Below are 25,026 nucleotides of genomic sequence, written 5' to 3'. Positions count from 1 at the left end.
GCAAGACGACCACGGCCGGCGGGTGGGCCGCAAACACCCGGGACAACTCATGGCAACCGATTGCTGCGTGCCGCCGGGCCGACTCACACTTCACCGCATGCCAGCTCCCACCGCCTCCTCCCCGCTGTCTCCCGACCGCCTGCTGCCGGCCGATCCGGGAGTCCGCGCACTCGCCCGCCGGCTCTACGAGAGCGTGCGTGAGCTGCCGATCCTCTCCCCGCACGGTCACGTCGACGCGCGCCTGCTCGCCGACGACACACCGTTCACCGACCCGGCGAGCCTGCTGATCACCCCGGACCACTACGTGACACGGCTGCTGCACGCCGCCGGTGTGCCCCTGACGGAGCTGGGCGTGGGCCGCGGGCCGCTGGCGGAGCCGGAGGCGCGGGCCGTGTGGCGCGGGCTGTGCGAGCACTGGGCCGTCTTCCGCGGCACCCCGGTCCGGTACTGGTTCGAGTCGGAGCTGGCCGAGATCTTCGGTGTCACCGAGCGTCCGGGCCCGGACAGCGCGGACCGGATCTACGACCGGATCGCCGACCGGCTGGCCGACGACGCCTTCCGGCCCCGGGCCCTGTTCGAGCGCTTCGGCATCGAGGTGCTGGCCACCACCGACGACCCCTGCGACGACCTCGCGGCGCACCGCGCGCTCGCCGCCGATCCCGGCTGGCACGGCCGGGTCGTGCCGACCTTCCGCCCCGACCGCTACCTGGAGCCGGCCCGCGCGGACTGGGCCGGGGCGGTGGCGCGTCTGGGCCGGACCGCCGACATCGACACCGGTGAGTACGACGGCTACCTGCGGGCGCTGGAGGAGCGGCGCCGCCACTTCGTCGAGCACGGCGCCACCTCGGCCGACCACAGCCACCTGGACGTGCGGGCCGAACCGCTGCCGCCCGCGGAGGCCGCCCGCATCTTCCGCGCGGCGCTGGCCGGCGAGGCGGACGAGGCGCAGACCACGGCGTTCCGCCGGCACATGCTGCTGGAGATGGCGCGGATGTCCTGCGAGGACGGCCTGGTGATGACCTTGCACCCGCACGTGTGGCGCAACCACCACAGCCCCACGTCCGACCGCCACGGGCCGGACACCGGGCACGACATCCCGGTGCGGGCCGAGTTCACCAGGGCGCTGCGCCCGCTGCTGGAACGGTACGGCACCCATCCCGGTTTCCAGCTCGTGCTCTTCACCCTCGACGAGAGCGTCCTCTCCCGGGAGATCGCCCCGCTGGCGGGTTTCTACCCGTCCGTCTACGCGGGTGCCCCGTGGTGGTTCCTCGACGCGCCGGACGCGATCCGCCGCTTCCGGCGCGCGGTCACCGAGACCGCCGGCTTCACCCGCACCTCCGGCTTCGTCGACGACACACGCGCCTTCTGCTCCATCCCCGCCCGCCACGACATGTCCCGCCGGCTGGACTGCGGAATCCTCGCCGAACTCGTCGCCGAACACCGGCTGGCGGAGGACGAGGCGTTCGAGACCGCCGCCGACCTGGTGACCGTGAACCCGCGAAAGGCGTTCAAGCTGTGATCCCGGCATCCGACGCCCCCGCACGGCCCCTGACGCGCGCCCACGGTCCCGGCACCCGCCCGGCCGCCCCCGTACGCATCCTCCACCTGGGACTGGGCGGCTTCTTCCGGGCGCACCAGGCCTGGTACACCGACCGGGCGTCGGACGCCGCCCGGTGGGGCATCGCGGCGTTCTCCGGCCGCCGCCCGGAACTCGCCCGCGCGCTGGCCGCCCAGGACGGCCTCTACACCCTGGTGACCCGCGACACCGGCGAGGACCGCTGCGAGGTGGTCGGCTCGCTCACGGCCGCGCATCCGGGAAGCGACCACACCGCCTGGCTGGAGTACTGGGAGCGGCCCGCGCTCGCGGTGGTCACCCTGACCGTCACCGAGGCCGGGTACGCCCTCGCGGGCGGCGGCGAACCGGGGCTCGACACCGGCCGGCCGGACGTCGCCGCCGACCTCGCGGCGCTGTGCGGCGACGTGCGGGCCCCCGTCGTCACCGCGGCCGCCCGGTTGCTGGCCGGCCTGGCCGCGCGCCGAGCGGCCGGCCACGGGCCCGTCGCCGTCGTGTCCTGCGACAACCTGCCGGGCAACGGCGCCGTGGTCCGCCGTGTGGTGCGGGAGACGGCCGAGGCCACCGGGCGGGCCGAACTCGTCGCCGCCGCGGAGCACGCGGCGTACGTGACGACGATGGTCGACCGGATCACTCCCGGCAGTACCGACGAGGACGTCACCGCGGTGCGCGCCGCCACCGGCCGCGCGGATGCCGCGCCGGTGGTCACCGAGCCCTTCTCCGAGTGGGTGCTCGGCGGGGACTTCCCGGCCGGCCGTCCCGCCTGGGAGGACGCGGGCGCGCGGGTCGTGGCCGATGTGAGCCGCTACGAGGAGCGCAAGTTGTGGCTGCTCAACGGCGGCCATTCGCTGCTGGCCTACGCCGGATCCGCCCTCGGGCACACCACGGTGGCCGACGCGGTCGCCGACCCGCGGTGCCGGGACCGGCTCACGCGGTGGTGGGCGGAGGCCTCCCCCCACCTGCGGCTGCCCGCCCGCGATCTCGCCGCCTACCAGGAGGCGCTGCTGGCCCGTTTCGCCAACCCCCGGATCCGGCACACCCTGGCGCAGATCGCCGCCGACGGCTCGCAGAAGCTTCCCGTGCGCATCCTGCCGGCACTGCGCGCCGAACGCGCCCACGGCCGGATGCCGCGGGCCGCGACCGAGGCGATCGCGGCATGGCTGCTGCACCTGCGGGGCGCGGGCGCCCCGGTGCAGGACGCCTCCGCGGACACCGCGCTGGCCGCCGCCCGCGGCCCGCTCCCCGAGGCCGCCCGCCGCGTCCTGGACTTCCTCGACCCCGCCCTCGCCCATGACCGGGAACTGGTGGCCGCCGTCACCGCGCACGCCGAAGGACGGTACGCGCCATGAACGAACGAATCCGAGACGGACGTTCCTCAGAAATCCGATACGGACGTTCCGCAGGAAAACGGTCGGCGGCCGACGTCCGGCCGTTCGGACGGCCGAGCGGTCGAGCGGCCGAACGGCCTCGGTGAGGAGCACCGCCCCCATGTACCGCATCGAGTTCCACGAGTCCCTGGACCCCTCCGGCAACCGTGTGACCGAGCTGCGCCACGCGGGGCGCCCGCTCGGCCGTCCCTGCACGGAGACCGCGGCGGCGGTCCCGGGGTACCGCTACCTCCCGGTGTTCTTCCTGGCCAACGCGGTCTGCCTCGGCTGGTCACCCACCCTTCAGCGCCTCAGCCCCGGGGTGTTCCTGCCCGATCGTCCGGCGACCGCCCGCGAGGAGTCCGCCGAGCACGCCGCCGCCGCTCTCGCCCACGTCTTCGCCCTCGACCGGCTCGGCACGGACGTCGAGGACCTGCTGGATCCCGACCTGGTCACCGCGGCCGTCCACCTGAACACCCGTACGGCTCCGCACCTCGCGGCAGCCGACTGGGAGCGTGCGCTGTGGACCGGGCTGCGCGCTTGGCGCCTGCTGTACCAGGGGCTCGGCACGGCGGTCGTGGCCGACCCCGAACAGGGCCGCCTGCGCGTGACGGCGAGACCGCTGTCCGCACCCCGCTGACGTGCGGCACCGGGCCCGGCGGCGCACGCCTTCGGAAGCGGCCGGCTCGGCTCCCGGGCCGCGTCGGGGTGGAACCAGGGATCACTCGGGGGCGACCCCGATGCCCGGGGTGCCCGCCCGCTGACAGTGTGAGGGCATGACCTCACCACGCATGAGCCGAAGGACCTTTGTGGGCGCCGCCTTGTCGGGGACGGCCTACCAGCCGACGACCGCCCGCGACGGAGATGTGCTCTGGCGCGCAACGGCCTGCGGGAGCCGGCCGTTGCGCGTGGCCGCGTCGAGGGGATCAGTAGCCGACCGAGAAGGTGGCGTCGGCCTGGTCCGTGGCGGTCGAGATCGGGTCGATGCGCAGTGCGTAGGCGGAGTGCCGGATGTAGCGGGTGGGCTGGTTGTGGGAGCGGAAGGAGGCCCAGGAGGCGTCGGCCAGGCCGTTGACCCGGTGGAAGGTGGCGTCCTGGGCGAAGGTGGTGGTGCTGTCGTCGGCGTCCAGTCGGAGCTGGTAGTCGTAGTGCCGCAGGTAGCGGGTGGGGTAGTTGACCGACTGGAAGGAGACGCCCGAGGCGTCGGCCAGGCCGGGGACGAGGCGCCACTGGGAGTCGGTGTAGGGGTCGAACGGGTAGGTGTCGATCCGTGCGGTGAAGTCGGCGTGGCGTACGTAGCGGTCGGGGTAGTTGTACGACTTGAGCCGGTTCCAGGTGGGTGCGCCCCAGCGGGTGACGAGGTCGGCGTACTGGGTGCTGGTGATGGTGGCGATGGTGCAGTGCTTGGCGTTGACCGGGTGGGTGTAGAGCTTCTGGTCGACCGGGGTCCAGGTGCCGGCGGCGAGGTCGGTGGTCTGCCAGGCGTAGAAGACGCCGTTGGGGGTGTAGGTGTCTGCCCAGAGGTACCAGGTGCCGGAGGTCAGGGACTTCACCAGGGTGGGTGCCTCGGTGCCGCCGTGGGCGACCGTGGTGCTGAAGGGCGTGAAACTGCCGGGGTTGAGCGAGGTGGACCGGGCGCCGACCAGGCCTCCGGTGCTGCTGCTCTTGAAGTAGAGGTAGTTGACGCCGTTCACGCCCACGGCCATGTCGCCGTCGATGACGTCGTAGCCCGGGTCGAAGAACACCTGGGGGGCGGAGACGGTCGTGAAGTCGGTGGTGTGGTTGACCATGAGGACGTTGTGGCCGGACGAGTTCACGGACGAGTAGATGAGGGCGTACTGGCCGCGGGAGGCGTCCCAGAAGGCTTCCGGGGCCCAGCTGTGGGTGACCATGTCGTGCAGGTGGGGGCGGCGGTAGTTGGTGAAGGTGCGCAGGTCGGTGGAGTCCCAGACGTGGATGGTCTGGCTGTTGTAGGTCCAGTCGGTGCCCTTGAGGTCGGTGGCGAGCACGACGAAGGTGCCGTCCTGCTTGCGCAGGATGAACGGGTCGCGCAGGCCGCCGGCTCCGGCGGTGGGGGTGACCACCGGGTTGTTCTGGTTCAGCGGCATCCAGTTGAGGGAGTCCGTGCTGACGGCGAGGTGCAGGCCGTAGTCGGTGCCGACGCCCTGGGGCGATTCGGTGAAGTAGCCCATGACGTAGGCGGAGTCGGCGGCGTGGGCGGGGCCGGTCCCCAGCGTCAGATCGGCGGCCAGGGCCATGGAGCCGGCCGCGGCGGCGCCCAGGAACAGTCTGCGTGACGGCGTGGCCTGGGGGCGGGATGGTGCGCTCATCGGCTCTCCGGGTGTGTGCGGGTCGGGTGAGCTCACGGCGGCGGACGGGCGAACGGCGGCAGGACGAGTGGACCATGGGAGAGGAACGGCGGCTCTGCACCTTCCGCATGGCCGATATGTCGAACGTGGTTCGGTGAGTCGGTCAGAAAGTAGAGCTCTGTCCGGGGCACGTCAATATTTTCGACGTGACTTCTCCTGCGGGGCCGGCGCTGACGCGTCAGGTCACGCGGTGGACGACGATGGTCACGCGGTCGAGGCCGACCGGGGGACGCAGGTCACCGATGAAGAGGGTGTGGTTCATCCACGCGTAGGGCCCCTCACCCACCTCGAAGCGAGGGTTGGTGCGGCAGTACCAGCCGTCCGGCTTCCCGCCGCCGCCCGCGGAGATCCGCCGCACGGACGCCTCGTCCCGGGTGCCCCAGCCCTCGTTGGTGACCATGAGGTGGTGGCCGTCGTCGGTGCGCAGGGTGTAGCGCGCCCACAGGTGGGTGACGCCGTCCGGGCGGACGAGATTCCAGTCGGCGCCGCCCGGGAGGACCTGGCCGCGGGCGTCCGGCCCGCTGAACGTGCCGCCGGTGATGGGGATCACCCGGCGTCGGCCGTGCGGGGTCTCGCCCACGTCGATCGGAGGAGCCAGCTCCACTTCCAGGGTGAAGGCGTGCCGGGTGCTGGGGGCGTGCGCCATGCCGTACTCCCGTGGTCGGGGACACGCCCCGGCGCGGTCGGGGCGCCGGGGCGGTCCGGGAACGCAGGTCCGCGAAGTCGATGCACGATACCGGGCGCGACGGCACCGGCGGGCGTCAGGGGCACGGAGCGGCACGCCCGCTGGCGGAGGGTCAGCTCTTCAGGCCGTAGAAGTGCACCGGTGAGTTCGGCTCGAAACCGATGCGGGGGTACACGGGTGCCCCGGCGGCGGTCGCGTGCAGAGTGGCGCGGGTCAGCCCGGTCGCCCGGGCGCCCTCGTGCAGCGCCTTCCGGGTCACCGCCTCGCCGTAGCCCCTGCGTTCCCACGCGGGGTCCGTGGCGACGAGCACGACGAAGAGGCGTCCCTCCGCCTCCAGCGTCGCGGCGCACGTCACCGGGACACCGTCCCGCAGGCCGAGGTAGGCGTGCACCCCGGTCTTCCACAGCGCGGAGCCGAGGAGTCCGTCGCGGCCGTCCTCCAGCGGGAATCCGTAGGCGCGGGCGTTGATGTCCGCGTACGCCCGCAGCTGTTCGTCGGTGCTCACCCGCGCGAACGTCAGGTCCGGGTGGACCGGGTCGGGCACGGGGAGCAGGTTCCCGGCCATGCCGGTGCCGGCGAAGGCGTGCTGGAGACCGGCCCGTTCGGCCGCCTCCGCCAGGCCCGCGCGTGCCCCGCCGTCGAGGAGGTCCTCGAAGAGCCACAGGAAGCCCGGGTGCTTCTTCGCGCGCATGATGTCCGCCGCCCGCGTCAGACGCCTCTCCAGGAGTGCCGCGTCCGCCCCCACGTCGGTCAGTGTGACGCAGTTCCAGAACGCGAACCGGCAGTCGGCCCAGCGCACGGCGACGCCCGGCAGGTCCCGCACGTCCGCGCGCGGCTCCCGGTCGAGGACCAAGGCGCGCCAGACCGTGGCGAGTTGCTCCATCGATTCGATCGATTCCGTGAGACCCGTCATGGACAACCTCTCGTGCCGTGGAGTGTGTGGATGCTTCCGAGGAGTAACGAACGTCACCGGTCCAGGGTTCACGCCTGCCGCAGGGGGTTTCCGGAGGATCTCCGCCGGCGTCCGTTCCCGGCAGCCGGCGCCGCCGGTCTCCCGCCCCGCGGCGCCGAGCGATCACACTGGTCCCGACAAGGAGCCCCGGGACCGGCGTCCTCGCCCGAGGCCGCGCCCGTTCCCGGGGCACGCCCGCCCGCACCACGGACCCGACACCCTGGGAGCGCCCATGCCGATAGATCCCTTCCTCGCCGGGAAGCTGCACCTGCTCGACGGCCTCGGCTGGGAGGACGCCGCGTCCGACCCGGAGGCGAGCGCCCGGCTCGCGGAGTACTACAGCGATCCCGGCGAGTGGAGCCTGCCGGACGTCTCGGTCGAGGACCACCTGGTCCCCGGGCCGCACGGCGAGGTGCCCGTCCGTGTGTACGCCCCGCGCGACGAGCCCCGCCGCGCGCTGCTGTGGCTGCACGGCGGCGGCTTCGCGGCCGGTGATCTCGACATGCCGGAAGCGCACACGGTCTCCGCCGAGCTGGCCGCCCGCGCCGGGGCCCTGGTGGTCTCCGTCGGATACCGGCTGGCGGTGGACGGCGTCCGCCACCCCGTCCCCGTCGACGACGCGCACGCCGCGTGGCTCTGGCTCCACGGATCCGGCCGGGCGCGCGGCCCCGTCGCCCTGGGCGGCGCGAGCGCGGGCGCGGCCCTCGCCCTGTCCACGGCGATCCGGCTGCGCGACCGGCACGAACCCCGCCCGGACACCCTGCTGCTGGCCTATCCCTTCGCCCACTTCCCGACCCCGGCCCTGGACGACGAGACGGCGGCGGCGATGCGGGACCTGCCGTCGCTCCTGCGGTTCACCACCGAGTCGATCGAGGGCATGGTGCGCAACTACGTCGGCCGTCTGACCGACCTGCCGGCGGACGCGATGCCCGGGGCGGCGAACCTGAACGACCTGCCCCCGACCGGTGTCGTCCTCTCCGAGTTCGACGACCTCCGGCCGTCCGGCGACCTCCTCGCCCGGCAACTGGACGAGTGCGGTGTCCCGGTCCGGACGTACCTGGCGGCGGGCATGACGCACGGCCACCTGAACCGCGGCCCCTCCCTCAAGGAGGTCGACCGGTCGCTCGACTTCTTCGCGAGCGTGCTCGCCGGCTGACGGGCCCGCCGTCGTCCCCGGCAGGTACCGGGTCCTCCTCCTCGTGCCGGAGGACCCGGGCGCGTCGGCCGACGAGGCCTCCTCTCCCCGGCCGCCACGCGGGCCCTCGTCACCCGCTTACCGGCCACCCCGGACACCGACGACTTCCTCGCGCTCCCGACGTCCTGAAGGCCCTGACCGACCGGCAAGGGGAGGTCACGGCGCTGGCCGCGCGCGGCGTGTCCAACGCCGAGATCGCCGACCGGCTCGCGCTGAGCCCGCTGACCGTCCGCGGCCACATCCAGCGGGCCATGAACGAACTCCACGCCCGCGACCGCGCCCAGCTCGTCGTCATCGTCTGCCAGAGCGGCCTGGTCACCCCGCACCCGCACGGTTGCCCCCACGGCGGCCGGTGACGCACGCGCGTCCGGCGCGAGCCGCGGCGGCACCGCGCTGCCCGCCGGCGCACCCGGCCGGCGACGGCGGGCCGGCTCACCGTGCCCGCGGCGCGTACATGATCACGGCCATGCCGGCGAGGCAGACCAGGGCGCCGACGACGTCGTAGCGGTCGGGACGGTAGCCGTCGGCGACCATGCCCCAGGCGATCGATCCGGCGACGAAGACACCGCCGTAGGCGGCGAGGATGCGGCCGAAGTTCTCGTCGGTCTGGAAGGTGGCCACGACGCCGTACAGGCCCAGCGCGATCACGCCCGCCCCGGCCCAGACCCAGCCCCTGTGCTCGCGGACGCCCTGCCAGACCAGCCAGGCCCCGCCGATCTCGAACAGGGCGGCGACGACGAACAGGGCGACGGAACGGGCGACAGTCATGGGGCGACCCTATCGACGGGCCTCTGCCGCGATCTCCGGCGGACCCCGAGGAGCCGTCGGGCCGCACACGCGCCCGACGCCGGGCGCCGGGTCCGGGACCGCTCGCGCGCCGGACACCAGCCGGCTCCGGGGCCGCCCGCGCGGCGGACGTCGGCTCCGGGACCGTCCGCGCGCCGGACGCCGGGGCCGAGCCCGCGGCGGACGCCGGACCGCCCGTGGACCGAACGCCTGCTTCCCGACCGCCCGTGAACCGGACGCCTGCTTCCCGACCGCCCGTGAGCCGGGCGCCTGCTTCCGGAGCGCACAGCACCGGGTGCCTGCTCCGGACCGTGCCCGCGGCCGATGCCGTGACCTGGCCGTACCGGCGGCTTGATAGCCTGCCGAGGCCAGTCGAGCCACATCCGAGGCCAGGGAATCCGGTGCGAATCCGGAGCTGACGCGCAGCGGTGAGGGGGACGGGCGGGGCACACATGCCACTGGGAAAGGGGACGGGCCGGCCGGCGGGCCGGCGCGGCACCGAACCGGGAAGGCGCCCCGCGCGGACGAACCCGAGTCCGAAGACCTGCTGGCACCGGCACGCCCCAGGGCGTGGCGGACGTCCGCAGGCCAGGCTCCGCGTACGAGCCCCGACACCCGAGGCATGCCCGTGCTCCGTTCCACACCGCCGCGCGCCCCGCGCACCGCGGCCCTCCTGCTCGCCCCCGCCCTCCTGCTCACCGCCTGCGCAGGCTCCGGCGCATCCGCCGCGGGCGGGGAGCGGGCCGCCGCCGGTTACCCGCGCACCATCGTCGACTGCGGTCACCGCGTCACGCTGGAGTCGGCACCCCGGCGGGCCGTCTCCCTCAATCAGGGCACCACCGAGATCCTGCTCTCCCTCGGCCTCCAGGACCGCATGGCCGGCACCGCCACCTGGACCGATCCGGTGCTGAAGGGACTGGAGAAGGCCAACGCCTCCGTGCCGCGGCTGGCCGAGAACAACCCGTCCTTCGAGAAGGTGCTGGACGCCGAACCGGACTTCGTCACCGCCTCGTTCGTCTCCACCCTCGGCAAGGGCGGCGTCGCCACGCGCGAGCAGTTCGAGAAGCTGGGCGTGCCCACCTACGTCTCGCCGTCCGACTGCTCCGAGGGCAAGGACAACGACAGCGGCGGCGACGGCTCCCGCAGCGAGCCGCTCACCCTCGACGCCGTGTACGGCGAGATACGCGACCTGGCCCGCGCCTTCGACGTCGAGGCGCGCGGCGAGAAGCTCGTGGCGCGCCTCCGGGAACGGGTCCGCGAGGCCACCGCCGGACTGGACGCCTCCGGCGTCTCCCTCATGTACTGGTTCGCCAACTCCGAGTCGCCCTACCTCGCCGGCTGCTGCGGCGCCCCCGGCGCCATCACCCGGGCCGTCGGCGCGGAGAACGCCTTCTCCGACACGCACGACGAATGGCCGCAGATCAACTGGGAGACGGTCGCCGACCGTGACCCCGACGTCATCGTCCTGGGCGACCTGACCCGCAGGTCGCAGACGGCGGAGACCGCCGCGGCCAAGATCCGCTTCCTGGAGACCGACGCCGCCACCCGCAACCTCACCGCCGTGAAGAAGAAGCGGTACGTCCTGCTCAGCGGCCAGGCCATGAACCCGTCGATCCGCACGGTCGAGGGCATCGAACAGGTCGCCGCCGGACTGCGCTCGTTCGGGCTCGCCGGGTGAGGCTGCGCGACACGCTCGTGACGGCCGGCGGCCTGCTCGTCCTCGCGGTCTCGGTCGCCGTCGCCGTGACGATCGGCCCGGCCGACATCTCCGCCTCGGACGTGTGGTGGTCGGTCGCCGCCCGTCTCGGGGCGGGGGAGAGCCGGCTGGCGCCGCTGCGCGACGGCATCGTCTGGAACCTGCGCATGCCCCGGACGATGCTCGCCGCCGTCTGCGGGGCGGGACTCGCGCTGTGCGGGGCGGTGATGCAGTCGCTGCTGCGCAACCCGCTCGCGGACCCCTTCGTGCTCGGGGTGTCCTCGGGGGCCTCCACCGGCGCGGTCGCCGTGGTCGTGCTCGGCGTGGGCGGCGGCGCGGTGTCCCTGTCGGGGGGCGCGTTCGCCGGGGCGCTGGTGTCCTTCGGGCTCGTCCTGCTGCTGAGCCACAGCCTCGGCGGCAGCACCGACCGCGTCGTCCTCTCCGGCGTCGCGGCGATGCAGCTGTTCTCCGCGCTGACCTCCTTCACCGTGCTCACCTCGGCCGACGCCGAGACGACCCGCGGTGTGCTGTTCTGGCTGCTCGGCTCGCTCTCCGGCGCCGACTGGACCGACGTGCTGCTGTGCGCGGGCGTCCTGGCGGCCGTGCTCGGGGTCTGCCTCGGACACGCCCGCACCCTGGACGCGTTCGCCTTCGGGGAGGAGGCCGCGGCCTCGCTCGGCGTGCGCGTCGGCCGCGCCCGGCTGGTCCTGCTGTGCGCGACCGCGCTGCTCACCGCCGTCCTGGTCAGCTGCGCAGGGGCGATCGGCTTCGTCGGCCTGGTCCTCCCGCACGCGACGCGCGCCCTCACCGGCTCCGGCCACGCCCGCCTGCTCCCGGTCACCGCACTGGCCGGGGCCGTCTTCCTGGTCTGGGTGGACACCGCCGCCCGTACCGTCCTCGACCCCCAGGAGGTGCCCGTGGGCGTCGTGACGTCCCTGATCGGCGTACCCGTCTTCGTGGCAGTGCTCCACCGAGGAAGGAGGAAGACGTGAAGGACGCTCACGCCGGAGCCGGGAGCGGGGCGCCTGCTGTTCCCGTCGCGGCCCCGGCGTCCGGGCTCCGCGCGAGCCGTGTCACCCGCCGCGCCGACGGCCGGCTCATCCTCGACGGCCTGACCCTCGCCCTCCGCCCCGGCGAGACGGTGGGCCTCATCGGCCCCAACGGGTCGGGCAAGTCGACCCTGCTGCGGCTGCTCGCCGGCGTCCTCGCCCCCACGGCCGGGGTCGTCACCCTGGACGGGCGGCCCCTGTCGCAGGTCGGCCGCCGCGCCACCGCCCGCCGGGTCGCCACCGTCGAGCAGCACGCCCACACCCAGACCGAGCTGACCGTCCGCGACGTCGTCGCCCTCGGCCGCATCCCCCACCGCCGGGCCTGGACGGCCGCCACGGCGGCGGACGCGCGGGCCGTCGCCGAGGCCCTGGAGCGCACGGGACTGGCCGACCGGGCCGCCCAGTCCTGGCATACCCTGTCCGGCGGCGAACGCCAGCGCGCCCAGATCGCCCGCGCCCTCGCCCAGGAACCCCGCGAGCTGCTGCTCGACGAGCCGACCAACCATCTCGACATCCAGCACCAGCTCGACCTGCTGGACCTCGTCGCCGGTCTCCCGGTCACCACCGTGATCGCCCTGCACGACCTCAACCTCGCCGCCATGTACGGCGACCGGCTGCTGGTGCTCCGGGAGGGACGCGCGGTCGCCGAGGGGACACCGGGCGACGTCCTGACCGCGGAGCTGATCGAGGAGGTGTACGGCGTCCGCGCCGAGGTCACCACCGCGCACGGCCGTCCGGTGATCCGCTTCCTGCGCCGCGCGCCGCGGCCGCCGTCCCCGGAAGCTCCGTGACGGGGGTCAGTGACCGCTGCTCAGCGGGTGGCTGAAGCCCTGGGCGGAGATGAGGCGGGCGGCTGCGGCGAGTTCGGCGGCGAAGCGCTCCACGGCCTCGTACGGGAAGCGGTGGCTGGGCCCGCTCACGGAGAGGGAGGCGACGACCGCCCCCGAACGGCCGGTGACCGGCACGGCGACGGCGGTCAGCCCCTCGTCGAACTCGCTGCTGCTGACGGCGTAGCCGCGCTGGGCCGTCTCGGCGGCCCCGGCGCGCAGCCGGTCGGTGTGCGCCTCGCCGTACGGTGAGGCGAGGGCGACCCGGCGCAGGACGGCGTCGGGGGCGTCGCGCAGCAGGACCTTGGAGGAGGCGCCGGCCCACAGCGGCTGTTCGTCGCCGACGTCGACGACGTGGCGCAGGGGGTGGGGGCTCTCCTCGTGCGCGACGCAGACGCGCTGGACGTCCCGGGCGACGAAGATGTTCACGGTCTCGCCGAGCCGGTCGGCGAGGTCGCGCATCACCTTGCGGGTCTCCCGCGGCACCTCCCACCGGGCGCGGGCGAGGTAGGCCCAGCGCCACAGCCCGGGGCCCGCCGTGTAACCGGCCGGGTGCGAGCCGAGCAGTCCGGTCTCCTCCAGGGTCTGCACCAGGCGCAGCGCGGTGGTCTTCGCCAGCCCCGTGGCCTCCGTGATCTCGCGCAGGGTGACGACCGGCCGGTCCTCCCTCAGCAGGTTGAGGATGTCGACGGCCCGGCGCACACTGCGCACACCGGTGCCCGGCTGCTCCCGTTCGTCCTCGGCCCGCGCCGTCTCGCCGCCGTCCACCCGTCGTCTCCCTGCTCGTGCCGCCCGTCGCGGACCCCGTCGGCCACGACGGCAGTCCGCTCTGCGGACCACGGTAACCGCAACGACGCAGGCGCCGTACGGGAACCCGGAAGGCGGCCCGCGCCGCCCTTCCGGGTGCCGCGTGTCGGTCTTCGTGGTCCACTGCGTGGACGGATTGCGGCGGTAGGCCGTCGGACGTCACCCCCGCCGCAACGGCAGGCAGGCCGGTGGGCAAGGGGAGGAAAGCGGCTCAGGCGCCGCCTGGAGGCTGACCGGCGGACCCGTCGCGGGCGGCGCTTCCTTGTCCGGTGCCTCTCCCTCCTCTACTGTGACCGTACAGTGGACCTGTCGATCCACCTAGTGGTCAGCTTGGAGTTCCAGTGACAGCAGCAGTTCTCAGGACGACGGCCGGGCCGGCGGCCCCCGGACGCGGGGCGAGTGCCGGCCCGGCCGGACGCGGGGACCGGACCCGGATCAGCGCCGGGAGGACGCATGCGTAAGTCGATCGCCACCGTCTGCCTCAGCGGCACGCTCACCGAGAAGCTCACGGCCGCCGCACGGGCCGGCTTCGACGGGGTCGAGATCTTCGAGAACGACCTGGTCGCCGCCCCCCTCACCCCCGAGGAGATCCGCGCCCGCTGCGCCGACCTCGGCCTGAGCATCGACCTCTACCAGCCGATGCGCGACATCGAGGGCGTCCCCGAAGAGCTCTTCGACCACACCCTGCGACGCGCCCGGCACAAGTTCGACCTGATGCGCAGGCTCGGCGCCGACACCGTCCTGGTCTGCTCCAACGTCTCCCCGCAGACCCTCGCCGACGACTCCCTGGCCGCCCGGCAGCTCGCCCGGCTCGCCGACCTCGCCCAGGACCACGGCATCCGCGTCGCCTACGAGGCGCTCGCCTGGGGACGGCACGTCAGCACCTACGACCACGCCTGGCGCATCGTCCAACAGGCCGACCACCCCGCACTCGGGGTGTGCCTGGACAGCTTCCACATCCTCTCCCGGGGCTCCGACCCCCGGGGCATCGAGGACATCCCCGGCGAGAAGATCTTCTTCCTGCAACTCGCCGACGCCCCGCTGATGGCGATGGACGTCCTCCAGTGGAGCCGCCACTACCGCTGCTTCCCCGGCCAGGGCGGCTTCGACGTCACCGGTCTCGTCCGCCACGTCCTGAACGCCGGCTACGACGGCCCGCTCTCCCTGGAGGTCTTCAACGACGTCTTCCGCCAGGCCGACGCGGGCCGCACGGCGGTGGACGGACTGCGGTCGCTGCTCGCGCTGGAGGAGAACGCCGGCGTCTCCCCGCTCCCGGCCCCCGTCGTCCCGTCCGGAGTGGCCTTCGCGGAGCTGGCCGCCGGCGACCCCGAGCCCGTCGGCACGCTGCTCACCGCGCTCGGCTTCGCCCGCACCGGCCGCCACCGCGGCAAACCCGTCGAGCTGTGGGAGCAGGGCGCCGCCCGCGTCCTGGTCAACACCGGCACCTCGACGCGCCGCTCGGGAACCACCCTCGCGGCCATCGGACTGGAGACCCCCGACCCGGCGGCCGCGGCACGGCGTGCCGAGGCCCTCCTCGCGCCCGCGCTCCCCAAGCGGCGCGCGGTCCACGACGTCCCCCTGGAGGCCATCGCCGCACCGGACGGCACCGAACTGCTCCACTGCGCGACCGACCGGCCCGGACTGCCCAGCTGGACCGACGACTTCGAGCCGCTCCACGACACCCCAAGGGCGTGTCTTTCGGATCACCCCGGGGCCGCGGGGCGTGGCACGCGCATCTGCGGCGTTGTCGTCGGTTGCCGATGCTCCGCATCGACGCCCTCCTCCGCCTTGCAGCTGCACGCACCACGCCCCGCTCACCGGCATCGACAGGGCACCGCAGACAGAGTCGGGCTGATCCGAAAGACACGCCCCAGCCCGGCCGGCGGCGTCACCTGCATCGACCACCTCGCCCTCACCCAGCCCTGGCACCACTTCGACGAGGCGGTCCTCTTCCACCGCGCCGTCCTCGGCCTGCGACCGCACGACACCGTCGACCTCGCCGACCCCTACGGCCTCTTCCGCAGCCGCGCCCTGACCGCCCCGCACGGCGGACCCAGGATCGTCCTCAACCTCGCGCCCGGCCCCGACGACGCGAGCGGAGGCCGCCCCCAGCACGTCGCCTTCGCCGTCGAGGACATCGTGACGACGGCGCGCCGCGTCCGGGAGCAGGGCGCCGAACTCCTGCGGATCCCGGCGAACTACTACGACGACCTCCAGGCGCGGTACGAGCTGCCCGCGGACGAACTGGAGACGTACCGCGACCTCGGCATCCTGTACGACCGCGACGAGCGCGGCGGCGAGTTCCGGCACTGCTACACCGCGACCGTCGGCCATGTCTTCCTCGAACTCGTGCAGCGCACCGGCGGCTACGGCGGCTACGGCGCCGCCAACGCCCCGGTCCGCCTCGCCGCCCAGCGGAGGTAGCCGGGGCACCGGGTGTCAGTGGAGATCTTTAAGGTGTAGGGGGTGGTCCGGTGCCGCCGCCACCGCAGGTGCGGCGACCGGGGCCGGACCACGGACACCGTTCCCGCACCGTGAGGAAGTCACCGGCCATGTTCCAGGAGACCCCGATCTACGCCCGCCTCATCACCGAACGCGGTGACGTGCCCGACCAGGTGCGCCGCGACGCCGAGCGGATCCACCGCGATCTGGCACGTGTCATCACGCCGGGCCCTCCGTCCTTCCCCCCGGCCCCCTACAGAGCCTGACGGCCGCTCACCGGTGGATCCGGCCCGCGGCGCACGGCGAGCGGCGCCGCGTCCGTCGGCGCCCGGTTCACCGCGTGCCCCCGGTTCACCGCGCGCGGCCGGTTCACAGGGCCCGCGCGACGAGCAGGGCGACGTCGTCGTGGTCGTCCGGGTGGCGCAGGCCGTAGAGCAGGAGGTCGCAGGTCTCCTCCAGCCGCCGGTGCGGTTCGTCGAGGAACCCGAGAAGGGTGTCGAGGCGGTCGTCGAGGGGATGGCTGCGGGTCTCGACGAGGCCGTCGGTGTAGAGGACCAGCAGATCGCCGGGGCCGAGGACGACCGTCGTCGTCTCGAAGGCGACGCCTCCGACGCCCAGCGGGGCGCCGGAGGGCAGGTCGAGCAGCCTGGGGTCACGGCCGGGCCCGGACAGCGCGGGCGGCATGTGGCCGGCGTTGGCGACGCGGCACTCCCGGGTGCGCGGATCGAACACCGCGTACAGGCAGGTCACGATGTAGTGCTCCAGATCGCAGGTGATCTTGTCCAGGTGCTGGAGCACCGCGGCCGGGGCGAGGTCGAGGTCGGCGTAGGCGCAGGTGGCGGTCCGCAGCCGGCCCATCGTGGCGGCGGCGTCGATGCCGTTGCCCATGACGTCCCCGACGACCAGTGCGGTCTTGTCGCCGGTCAGGGGGATCACGTCGTACCAGTCGCCGCCGACCTCGCTGGTGGCCTGCGCGGGCTGGTAGCGGGAGGCGAGCTCCAGACCGGTGTGCCGGGGCGGGTGGTCGGGCAGCAGGCTGCGCTGGAGGGTGAGGGAGGTGTTGCGCACGCTCTGGAACCAGCGGGCGTTGTCGATCGCCACGGCGGCACGCCCGGCCAGCTCGGCGGCGAGCACGACGTCGTCCTCGTCGAACGGCAGCGGATTGCGGGTGCGCTTGAGGTCGAGGGCGCCGAGCACCTCGCCATGGGCGATCAACGGCACGACCAGGTACGAGTGGACACCGGCGCGGGCCAGCAGGGAACTGGCCTCGGCGTCCCGGGCGATGCGCGGCAGGTCCCGCTCGCCGACGTGGCGCACCAGGACCGGCCGGCCGGTGTGGACGCACAGGGTGACCAGACGGTCGCCGTCGTAGGCCGTCAGGTCGCCGGGAGGGTCGGCGGCGCGCAGGGCCACCGTCGGCCGGTCCGCCTTGAGCGCGAGGGCACGGAAGAGCTCGGGGCCGTTGTCCGGACGGCGTGCGCGCCGGCAGGCCAGGGCCGAGTCGAGGACGTCCACGGCGACCACGTCGGCGAGCTGGGGCACCGCGATCTCGGCCAGTTCGCGGGCTGTCTCCTCCACCTCCAGCGTGGTGCCGACGCGGGCGGAGGCGTCGGCGATCAGCGCCAGGCGGCGCCGGGCCCGGTCGGCCTCGGCGGCCGCGCGGTGCCGTTCCGTGACGTCGACGACCGACAGGGCCGCGCCCAGGACCCGCCCGCCGGGGTCCTCCAGCCGGTAGAACGACAGGGACCAGGCGTGTTCCTGCTCCGGGTCGGTGGGGGGACGGCCCACGTGGTACTGGTCGAGGAGCGGGGTGCCGGTGGTGAGGACCTGCCGCAGCGCCGACTCGATGGTCTGGACGTCGGACAGCGGCAGGGTCTCCCGGAGCAGACGGCCGACGTGGTCCTCGGCGGGGATGCCGTCGATGCGCTCCAGCGCCGGGTTGACCAGCAGGTACCGCAGGTCGGGGTCGAGCAGCGCCAGCCCGATCGGGGACTGGTCGATCAGCCGCTCGCACAGCGCCAGATCGGTCTCCACCCGCTGGAGCAGGGAGTGGTCGGCCGCGATGCCCAGGGCGTACACGTCACCGAGGTCGTCCTGGAGCCGCATGTTGCGGAACTCCATCAGCCGGCTGCTGCCGTCCTTGTGCCGGACGGGGAAGGCACCGGCCCAGCTCCGGCCCGTCTCCAGCACCTCCGTGAACAGTTTCACGACGGCCTTCAGATGCTCGGGGTGGATGATCAGCCGGGCCGCGTACTGGCCGAGCGCCTCCTCGGCGCTGTAGCCGATCAGTTCCTCCGCCTGCGGGGTCCAGAACACGATGCGGCCCTCGGTGTCGAGGACCATCGCGGCCACGCTCAGCACGTCCAGCAGACCGGTGGAGGCGGGCCCCTCCGGACGGAACGCGTCCCCGTCCAACGGGAGGGAGTCGTCGGCTGTCATCCGGCATCGACCTCCACCGCTCGGCGGGACTGAGCGACCTCCTCCGGTCTCGGCGCCCTCCCGGGGGCCGACCACCGGTACCTCCATGCTGCCTCCCGCGGGCGGCGTCCCCAAACGCGCGGCTCGGGACCGGGAGGTCCGCACACGGCCGGACAGGCCGGAACCGTGCACATCGGCCGGACACGCAGGAACATGGTCGTGTGGAGGACGGCACCCGCACGGACCGGACGGCACCCGTGGAACCTGCGCCCCAGGCTTCCGGCGGGCCGGCGTCCGCGGCACCGCGCGACCTCCTCGACGCGTCCACCGACGCGGCGGCGGTGGTGTCCGCGGACGGCCGGGTGGTGGGCTGGACCCCGGCCGCCGAGGAACTCCTCGGCCACCCGGCGTCCGAGACCGTCGGCGGATCCGCGGCCCGCCTGGTGGCGATGCCCGACGACCCGGCCCGGGTGGCCGCCGTCGCGCAGCGGTGCCGCGCCGGACAGGGATGGAGCGGCATGGTCCCCCTGCGGCACCGCGACGGCCGCTCCGTCGACGTGGACCTGCGGGTCTCCGCGTCCTTCCGGATCGGCGACGACGAGTGCTTCCTGCTCTCGGCGCGCCCGCAGCGGCAGGAGTGGACGGTGGGCCGGTCCGTGCTCGACGGCTTCCTGACCCGCTCCCCGGTCGGCATGGCGGTGATGGACCGGGACCTGCGCTTCGTATGGGTGAACGACACCCTGGAACGCATCGGCGGAGTGCCCCGCGAACAGCGTCTGGGACGCCGGCTGAGCGACCTCCTGCCCGGGCTGCGGACCGACGCCCTCGAAGAACTCATGCGCACGGTCCTGAGGACCAAGGCCCCGATCCCCGACCGCGAGTTCGTCGGGTGGAGCTGGGCCGACCCGCACCGCCGGCACGCCTACTCCATGTCCTTCTTCCCCCTGGTGGACGCCGACGAGACCGTCACCGGTGTCTGCTACCTCGTCCTGGACATCACCGAGCGGTGGAGCGCCCGCCGGCTGCTGTCGCTGGTCAACGAGGCCGGCACCAGCGTCGGCACGACCCTGGACGTGATGCGGACCGCCCAGGAACTCGCCGACTTCTCCGTTCCCCGCTTCGCCGACTTCGTCGTCGTCGACCTGCTGGAGGCGGTCCTGAGCACCGAGGGGCACGGCGCGTGGCTGATGGACGCCGGACCGGCCCCCGCCCGGCCGGTGCTGCGCCGCGCCGGAATGAGCTCGGTGCGAGAGGGCTGCCCGGAGGCCGTGGCCCGGGTCGGTGAGCGGGCGGGCTTCCTCCCCCCGCCGTACGACGCGGACTTCCTCGTCCACGGCGAGCCGCTCCTGCTCCCCGTCCTCGACGCGTCCGACGGCCTGTGGGTCACCGAGCAGCCCGAACGGGCGGCGACCATCAGGGAGTTCGGGCTGCACTCCCTCATCTCCGTACCGATGCGGGCACGGAACACCGTCCTGGGCCTCACCACGTTCATACGGACGCTCAACCCGGTGTCGTTCCGGCCCGACGACCTGCTGCTGGCGCGGGACCTGGTGGCGCGGGCGGCACTGTGCGTCGACAACGCCCGCCGCTACACCCGGGAACACTCGGCGGCGGTCACCCTCCAGCGCAGCCTGCTGCCCCACGCCCTGTCGGGCGGCACGGCGCTGGAGGTGGCCTCCTCGTACCTCCCGGCGGACGCGACGGGCGGGGTGGGCGGGGACTGGTTCGACGTGATCCCCCTGTCCGGGGCGCGCGTGGGCCTGGTCGTCGGCGACGTCGTGGGGCACGGCATCACCGCCGCGGCGACCATGGGTCGGCTGCGCACCGCGGTGCAGACCCTCGCCGACATGGAGCTGCCCCCCGACGAACTCCTGGCCCACCTCGACGACCTCGTGCTCCGGCTGAGCGCGGAGCGCACCGACGACGAGACGGCCCGGAGCACCACGGCCGCCTTCCTCGGGGCGACCTGTCTGTACGCCGTCTACGACCCCGTCACCCGGCGGTGCACGATGGCCCGGGCCGGACACCCGCCGCCCGTGGTCGTCGCCCCCGACGGGCGGGTGTCGTTCCCGGAGCCCCCGGCCGGCCCTCCGCTCGGACTGGGCGGGATGGCGTTCGAGGCCGGCGAGATCGAACTCGCCGAGAACAGCCTGCTGGGCCTGTACACGGACGGGCTCGTGCGGGGGAGCGACGGCGACGTCGAGCGGGGCATGGCCCGGCTCGGCGAGGTGCTGGCCCACTCCGACACCGACCTCGGCAGCCTGTGTTCCACCGCGGTGCGGCACCTCGTGCCCCGCCCGCAGCCCGACGACATCGCCCTGCTCCTGGCCCGCACCCACGCGCTGGGCACCGACCGGATCGCCTGCTGGGAGGTGCCCGTGGACCCCGCCGCCGTCGGTGACGTCCGGGCCTGCGCCACCCGTCAGGTCGCGGCCTGGGGACTGGACGAGCTGGCCATGACGACGGAGCTCATCGTGAGCGAGCTGGTCACCAACGCCATCCGCCACGCCGAACCCCCCATACGGCTGCGACTGCTCCGCGACGGGCACCTGACCTGCGAGGTCGCCGACGCCAGCAGCACCGCCCCGCGCCTGAGGCACGCCCGCAGCACGGACGAGGGGGGCCGCGGCCTGTTCCTGGTGGCGCAGCTCGCCCATCGGTGGGGCGCCCGGTACACGGCCGAGGGGAAGATCATCTGGGCGGAGCAGGAGATCCTGTGACGGGGACGGCGGCGGCCGCCCGGTCGGAAGCCGGCCGCTCAGGCGCGCACGCCCCGCATGAGGTTGGCCACCAGGTTCACGGCGAACTCCTCCGTCACGGGCAGGCTGGGCATCAGCAGCCGGTGGTAGCAGGCGCCCCAGAGCTGGTCGACCAGGACCTCGGGATCGACGTCCGCGCGCACCTGCCCCCGTGACTGCGCCCTGCCTATCGTGCGGACCGCCAGCTCGCGGCGCGGGCCGGAGTAGCGCTCCAGCAGGGCGGCGGACAGGTCCGGGTCGGTCTGCGCCTGCCCGATGAGCTCGGCGATCACCTGCCCGGCGGGCGTCCCGGTGACGACGTGGACGAACGCGCGGAGCTGCGCCGTCAGGTCGGCCTCGATGTCCCCGGTGTCCGGGAACGTCAGCGCGGACTCCACCGCGTGGAAGTAGCCGTCGAGGGCGAGCGCCCCCTTGGAGGGCCACCACTTGTAGATCGTCGTCTTGCTGACGCCGGCCTCCGCGGCGACCGCCTCGATCGTGAAGGCGCCCATGCCCGCGCGCAGGAGCAGGGTTCCGGCCGCGTCGAGGGTGGCGGCCCGCACCTCGGCGGCCGGGCGCCGGCCCCGGCCGCGCCGGACCCGCGGGACCTCCTCCCGCTCCGTCCGCTGCGGCGACTCCGTCCGCTCCGGTGACTCCGTCCGTCGTCCCGTCCGCTCCGGCATGTGTCGGCCTTCCCGTGGTGAGCGTCCGGTCCTCCTGCTGTGGTGGTGAGGACCGTTTCTCCACCCTACATATGGACGCCACGTTCACAAAGTGGTTATATGGACGGCACGTCCATAAGAATGCGGAGGCAGCACCATGTCCGACACCACCCGAGTCGCACTCGTCACCGGGGCCTCCGGCGGCATCGGCCGCGCCGTGGCCCACCGCCTGGCCGCCGACGGCATGGCCGTCGGGGTGCACTACGCGGGCAACCGCACGGCCGCCGAGGAGACCGTCGCCGCCATCGAGCGGAGCGGCGGCCGGGCGGTCGCGGTCACCGGCGACGTCGCCGACGAGACCGCCATGAGCGAGGCCTTCGACCAGGTGGAGAAGGCCTTCGGCGGGATCGACGTCGTGGTCCACACCGCGGGCGTCATGCTGCTGGGGCCGGTCGCCGAGTTCGATCTCGACACGTTCGACCGGATGTCCCGGACCAACATCCGCGGCACGTTCGTCGTCGCCCAGCAGGCGGCCCGCCGGGTCCGCGACGGCGGCGCCGTCGTCACCTTCTCCACCTCGGTGACCCGGCTCGCCTTCCCCGCCTACGCCGCCTACGCCGCGACCAAGGGCGCCGTCGAGGCCATGACGATGGTGCTCGCCCGCGAGATGCGCGGCCGGGACGTCACCGTGAACGCCGTCGCGCCGGGGCCCACGGCGACGGCCCTCTTCCTGGAGGGCAAGGACCAGGAGGCCGTCGACCGCCTCGCCGCGCAGCCCCCGCTGGAGCGCCTCGGCCGGCCGGAGGACATCGCCGAGACCGTCGCCTTCCTGGCCGGCCCGGGACGCTGGGTCAACGGCCAGGTCCTGTTCGCCAACGGGGGCATCGCCTGACCGGCCGAGGGGTGACCGGGGAGCGGCCGGTGGCGGCCGGGGCGGTCGCGTCAGCCGGGGAGGCGGTCGTACGAGCGCCGTCAGGGGCAGTCGTAGGAGAACCGGACCTCGGCCGCGCGCCGGACGGGGGACAGGACGCGCAGCTCCGCCGCGGCGGGGAAGCGGCCCTGTCCCCCGAAGGTCCAGAGCAGGTGCAGCCGGGTGTGCCGGGGGCCGCCGGCGACGGTGGCGTGGAGCAGGTCCGAGGCCGTGCCGTCGTTGCGCACCCACCGGTAGGAGAACGTGCCGGGCCCGCCGTCCGTGCGGACGACCGCGACGACGTCGGCGGTCCCGTCGCAGCCCGTGCTCTGCCGGGCCGCCGTCACCGTCACCTCGCGCACCACGACGGGACCCGCCGAGTGCTGCCGCCAGAACACGAAGGCGAGGGCGGCGGCCAGCACGAGCGCGGGCAGGGCGTGGCGGCGCCGGCGCGGCGGTGCGGGCGGCGGGAGCGGCCTCGCGGGAAACGCCGCCCGCGGGTGACGGGCCAGGGCGGCGTCCACCCCCGGGCCGAAGCGCAGGAGCGTCCGGCCGGCGTCCCCGGGCGCCGTCGGACCGGCCCGCGGCGTCGGCACCGCCGTGGGGGTCCCCGTGCGGGTCTCTGTGTCCGGGCCCGGCCCTTGGAACCAGTGGCCGGCCAGCACGGTGGCGCTGTAGCCGTCGTCGTCGGCGGCGGCGGCAGCCATGGGCATGGCGCCGGGTGCGGGGGCGGGTGCGGGGGTGGCCCGGGGGTCGGGGGCGGGTGCGGGGATGGCCCGGGGGTCGGGGGGCGGGTCGTGGGGTGGTGTGCTCATGGTCATCGGATCTCGCATTGCCGTGTCGGGAGCTGCTGGGTGGCGCCGCCGTCGGCGGAGGCGGGGCTGCTCGTGGCCTGGACGGCCCAGTAGCAGCCGGTGCCCTGGAAGACGTGGTCGACGGTGAGCGTGTAGCGCGTGGCGCCGTCGCGCCGCACCGTCGTGGTCCGACCGTCGGCGGCGCCCGGCTGACCGCCGGTGTCCGCCGTGAACCAGCCGACGGTCACGGAGACCGGCCCGGGACCGTCCGTGGAGACGGTGATCGTCGCCGTCGCCGTGGTGGGACCCGTCTGCCGGAAGTCGGAGACCGCGATGTCCTCGACCGCGGGCGGCGCGGGTGACGCGGGCGGAGCGGAGGTGCCCGTCGTGGCGGTCGGGGAGCCGGGCGTCGTGGGCGCCCCGGTCGTCGTCCCGGTGCCGGGGGGAGCCGGGGACGGAGACGCCGAGGAGACGGCGGGTTCCGGGGAGGGGCCGGGGGCGTCGGACGACGGGCCGGCGGAGGCCGGGGGAGTGGTCGCGGCCGACGTCGGGGGCGAGGGCTCCGGGCTCGACGGCACCGAGCCCGCGCCGGGGTCTCCGCCGGCGTCAGGAGTGGCGCTCGTGGTGGCCACGACCCGTGCCGCCGGCCCGGCACCCACCGCACCGCCCTGGCCGATGTCCTCGGCCGGCAGGACCGCGAGGAGCGCGGCGGCCGCCGACACCGCGACCCCCGGCCACGTGGGCCGCCACGGACGGAGCCGGCCCCGGAACGCGTCCCCGCGGAGCACCGTACGGGCCGTGTCGGCGGTGGAGCGGGGCGCCTCCCGGGCGGACGGCAGCAGGAACAGCAGCAGTGCCACGACGGCGGCCAGACGCCCGCGCCCGCGCTCCTCCCAGTCCCCGCCGTACGACGCGACGGCCACCGCCTCCAGGTCCGCGACGAACGACGCCGCGTCCCGGGGACGGTCCGCCGCCGACTTGGCGAGCCCCCGCCGGACCAGCGGGCGCACCGCCTCGGGAACGTCCTCGACGGGCACGGCGCCCTGCACGTGCTGGAGCGCCAGCTCGGCCAGGTTGCCGCCCGCGAACGGCTTCCGGCCCGTCAGGCACTCGACGAAGGTGGCGGTCGCGGCGTACACGTCGGTGGCGGGCGAGGCCGGCGCGCCGGTCCACTGCTCCGGCGCCATGTAGGCGGGGGTCCCGGCGACGCCCGCCCGCAGGCCCGTCTCCACGGCGATGCCGAAGTCGACGAGCTTGGACAGCCCCTCCGGGGAGACCAGGACGTTCTCCGGCTTGTAGTCCCGGTGCACCACACCGACCCGGTGCGCGTCGGCCAGACCCAGCAGGGAGCCCTTGAGGACGACCAGCGAGGCCTCGGGCGACAGGGCGCCCTCCCGGACGAGCACGGCCCGCAGGGAGATGCCGTCCACCAGCTCCATCACGATGGCCGCGCCCTCGGCCGCCTCGACGTACTCGTAGAGACCGGCCACGTACGGACTGTCCAGCCCGCCGAGGAGTTCCGCCTCCGTGCGGAAGCCGCGCACGAAGCCGGGGCGCGCCCGCAGCGACTCGCCGAGGTACTTCACGGCGACCGGCATGCCGGTCCGGTCGTGCACGGCCGCGACCACGCGGCCGCCCGCGCCGGAGCCGAGTTCGCACGACTCGGAGTACCCCGGTACCGCCCATGCGCTCATCGCCGTCCCCCCAGCCGCGGCAGGCCGCCGGTCCGCGGTGCCGGACCGCCGGGTCACGCGGA

The 25,026-nt window shown here is 74.4% G+C and carries 20 protein-coding genes, 1 pseudogene and 1 riboswitch; of the genes and pseudogenes, 12 read left to right on the top strand and 9 right to left on the bottom strand.

Annotated elements, in window-relative coordinates; translation table 11 throughout:
- Window positions 1–97: 97 nt before the first annotated feature.
- The 3 genes from uxaC to ACZ3KJ_RS20470 all read left to right on the top strand — a co-directional run bounded on the left by uxaC (window position 98) and on the right by ACZ3KJ_RS20470 (window position 3,580).
- The gene (gene uxaC, locus ACZ3KJ_RS20480; protein WP_467528778.1) at window positions 98–1,519 is read left to right on the top strand and encodes a glucuronate isomerase; all 1,422 of its coding nucleotides are present in this window, start codon (window positions 98–100) and stop codon (window positions 1,517–1,519) included.
- Window positions 1,516–2,922: a mannitol dehydrogenase family protein gene (locus tag ACZ3KJ_RS20475; RefSeq protein ID WP_467528776.1), complete on the top strand. Its 1,407-nt coding sequence runs from the start codon at window positions 1,516–1,518 to the stop codon at window positions 2,920–2,922. The genes uxaC and ACZ3KJ_RS20475 overlap by 4 nt, the downstream gene beginning before the upstream one ends.
- 139 nt (window positions 2,923–3,061) lie before the next feature.
- Window positions 3,062–3,580: a hypothetical protein gene (locus ACZ3KJ_RS20470; RefSeq protein ID WP_467528775.1), complete on the top strand. Its 519-nt coding sequence runs from the start codon at window positions 3,062–3,064 to the stop codon at window positions 3,578–3,580.
- A 286-nt stretch (window positions 3,581–3,866) separates the two neighbouring features.
- Here the strand turns inward: ACZ3KJ_RS20470 and ACZ3KJ_RS20465 are convergent, their stop codons facing one another.
- The 3 genes from ACZ3KJ_RS20465 to ACZ3KJ_RS20455 form a co-directional block, all read right to left on the bottom strand.
- A complete protein-coding gene (locus tag ACZ3KJ_RS20465) occupies window positions 3,867–5,270 on the bottom strand; it encodes a glycoside hydrolase family 43 protein (protein ID WP_467528773.1) in 1,404 nt (467 codons plus the stop codon).
- A gap of 217 nt (window positions 5,271–5,487) precedes the next feature.
- Window positions 5,488–5,955: a DUF3237 domain-containing protein gene (locus ACZ3KJ_RS20460; RefSeq protein WP_467528771.1), complete on the bottom strand. Its 468-nt coding sequence runs from the start codon at window positions 5,953–5,955 to the stop codon at window positions 5,488–5,490.
- 151 nt (window positions 5,956–6,106) lie between these two features.
- On the bottom strand, window positions 6,107–6,907 hold the full coding sequence (locus tag ACZ3KJ_RS20455) for a GNAT family N-acetyltransferase (RefSeq protein ID WP_467528770.1): 801 nt from the start codon (window positions 6,905–6,907) through the stop codon (window positions 6,107–6,109).
- A gap of 271 nt (window positions 6,908–7,178) precedes the next feature.
- Between ACZ3KJ_RS20455 and ACZ3KJ_RS20450 the strand changes: the two genes are divergently transcribed.
- Entirely contained in the window at window positions 7,179–8,102 is a 924-nt protein-coding gene (locus ACZ3KJ_RS20450) for an alpha/beta hydrolase fold domain-containing protein (RefSeq protein WP_467528768.1), read from the top strand.
- 78 nt (window positions 8,103–8,180) lie between these two features.
- Window positions 8,181–8,497 (top strand): annotated as a pseudogene (locus ACZ3KJ_RS20445) (response regulator transcription factor); the annotation flags it as partial.
- A 76-nt stretch (window positions 8,498–8,573) separates the two neighbouring features.
- On the opposite strand, the gene ACZ3KJ_RS20440 reads toward ACZ3KJ_RS20445, so the two are convergent.
- A complete protein-coding gene (locus ACZ3KJ_RS20440; protein ID WP_389516148.1) occupies window positions 8,574–8,909 on the bottom strand; it encodes a YnfA family protein in 336 nt (111 codons plus the stop codon).
- Window positions 8,910–9,279: 370 nt separating this feature from the next.
- Window positions 9,280–9,493: riboswitch (cobalamin riboswitch) on the top strand.
- A 56-nt stretch (window positions 9,494–9,549) separates the two neighbouring features.
- On the opposite strand from ACZ3KJ_RS20440, the gene ACZ3KJ_RS20435 reads away from it, so the two are divergent.
- The 3 genes from ACZ3KJ_RS20435 to ACZ3KJ_RS20425 all read left to right on the top strand — a co-directional run bounded on the left by ACZ3KJ_RS20435 (window position 9,550) and on the right by ACZ3KJ_RS20425 (window position 12,463).
- On the top strand, window positions 9,550–10,605 hold the full coding sequence (locus tag ACZ3KJ_RS20435) for an ABC transporter substrate-binding protein (protein ID WP_467528765.1): 1,056 nt from the start codon (window positions 9,550–9,552) through the stop codon (window positions 10,603–10,605).
- Window positions 10,602–11,615: a FecCD family ABC transporter permease gene (locus ACZ3KJ_RS20430; protein ID WP_467528763.1), complete on the top strand. Its 1,014-nt coding sequence runs from the start codon at window positions 10,602–10,604 to the stop codon at window positions 11,613–11,615. The genes ACZ3KJ_RS20435 and ACZ3KJ_RS20430 overlap by 4 nt, the downstream gene beginning before the upstream one ends.
- Before the next feature lie 107 nt (window positions 11,616–11,722).
- On the top strand, window positions 11,723–12,463 hold the full coding sequence (locus tag ACZ3KJ_RS20425; protein ID WP_467529079.1) for an ABC transporter ATP-binding protein: 741 nt from the start codon (window positions 11,723–11,725) through the stop codon (window positions 12,461–12,463).
- A gap of 6 nt (window positions 12,464–12,469) precedes the next feature.
- On the opposite strand, the gene ACZ3KJ_RS20420 is transcribed toward ACZ3KJ_RS20425, so the two are convergent.
- Window positions 12,470–13,267 (bottom strand): IclR family transcriptional regulator, encoded by a 798-nt coding sequence (locus ACZ3KJ_RS20420; protein WP_467528762.1) that lies wholly within the window; start codon window positions 13,265–13,267, stop codon window positions 12,470–12,472.
- A 492-nt stretch (window positions 13,268–13,759) separates the two neighbouring features.
- On the opposite strand from ACZ3KJ_RS20420, the gene ACZ3KJ_RS20415 reads away from it, so the two are divergent.
- A complete protein-coding gene (locus tag ACZ3KJ_RS20415) occupies window positions 13,760–15,730 on the top strand; it encodes a TIM barrel protein (protein WP_467528760.1) in 1,971 nt (656 codons plus the stop codon).
- A gap of 128 nt (window positions 15,731–15,858) precedes the next feature.
- The gene (locus ACZ3KJ_RS20410; RefSeq protein ID WP_389516137.1) at window positions 15,859–16,014 is read left to right on the top strand and encodes a hypothetical protein; all 156 of its coding nucleotides are present in this window, start codon (window positions 15,859–15,861) and stop codon (window positions 16,012–16,014) included.
- Between the two features lie 103 nt (window positions 16,015–16,117).
- Here ACZ3KJ_RS20410 and ACZ3KJ_RS20405 read toward each other — a convergent pair whose 3' ends face one another.
- Window positions 16,118–18,187 (bottom strand): SpoIIE family protein phosphatase, encoded by a 2,070-nt coding sequence (locus ACZ3KJ_RS20405; protein WP_467528758.1) that lies wholly within the window; start codon window positions 18,185–18,187, stop codon window positions 16,118–16,120.
- A gap of 236 nt (window positions 18,188–18,423) precedes the next feature.
- Between ACZ3KJ_RS20405 and ACZ3KJ_RS20400 the strand changes: the two genes are divergently transcribed.
- Window positions 18,424–20,886: a SpoIIE family protein phosphatase gene (locus tag ACZ3KJ_RS20400; RefSeq protein WP_467529077.1), complete on the top strand. Its 2,463-nt coding sequence runs from the start codon at window positions 18,424–18,426 to the stop codon at window positions 20,884–20,886.
- Window positions 20,887–20,924: 38 nt separating this feature from the next.
- On the opposite strand, the gene ACZ3KJ_RS20395 is transcribed toward ACZ3KJ_RS20400, so the two are convergent.
- On the bottom strand, window positions 20,925–21,587 hold the full coding sequence (locus ACZ3KJ_RS20395) for a TetR/AcrR family transcriptional regulator (RefSeq protein WP_467528756.1): 663 nt from the start codon (window positions 21,585–21,587) through the stop codon (window positions 20,925–20,927).
- Between the two features lie 136 nt (window positions 21,588–21,723).
- Between ACZ3KJ_RS20395 and ACZ3KJ_RS20390 the strand changes: the two genes are divergently transcribed.
- Complete coding sequence (locus tag ACZ3KJ_RS20390; RefSeq protein WP_467528754.1) at window positions 21,724–22,458, top strand: SDR family oxidoreductase; 735 nt, start codon at window positions 21,724–21,726, stop codon at window positions 22,456–22,458.
- 80 nt (window positions 22,459–22,538) lie between these two features.
- Here the strand turns inward: ACZ3KJ_RS20390 and ACZ3KJ_RS20385 are convergent, their stop codons facing one another.
- Together ACZ3KJ_RS20385 and ACZ3KJ_RS20380 are read right to left on the bottom strand one after the other, a co-directional pair.
- Window positions 22,539–23,291 carry a hypothetical protein gene (locus ACZ3KJ_RS20385; protein ID WP_467528753.1) on the bottom strand — a complete coding sequence of 251 codons (753 nt, stop codon included), beginning with the start codon at window positions 23,289–23,291 and terminating at the stop codon, window positions 22,539–22,541.
- Between the two features lie 2 nt (window positions 23,292–23,293).
- A complete protein-coding gene (locus ACZ3KJ_RS20380) occupies window positions 23,294–24,964 on the bottom strand; it encodes a serine/threonine-protein kinase (RefSeq protein WP_467528751.1) in 1,671 nt (556 codons plus the stop codon).
- Between the last annotated feature and the right edge of the window lie 62 nt (window positions 24,965–25,026).

This window comes from Streptomyces sp. NPDC003248, assembly GCF_055563235.1.
Note: the sequence above shows the minus strand (reverse complement) of the source record. Positions and strands in the feature narration are given on the sequence as shown.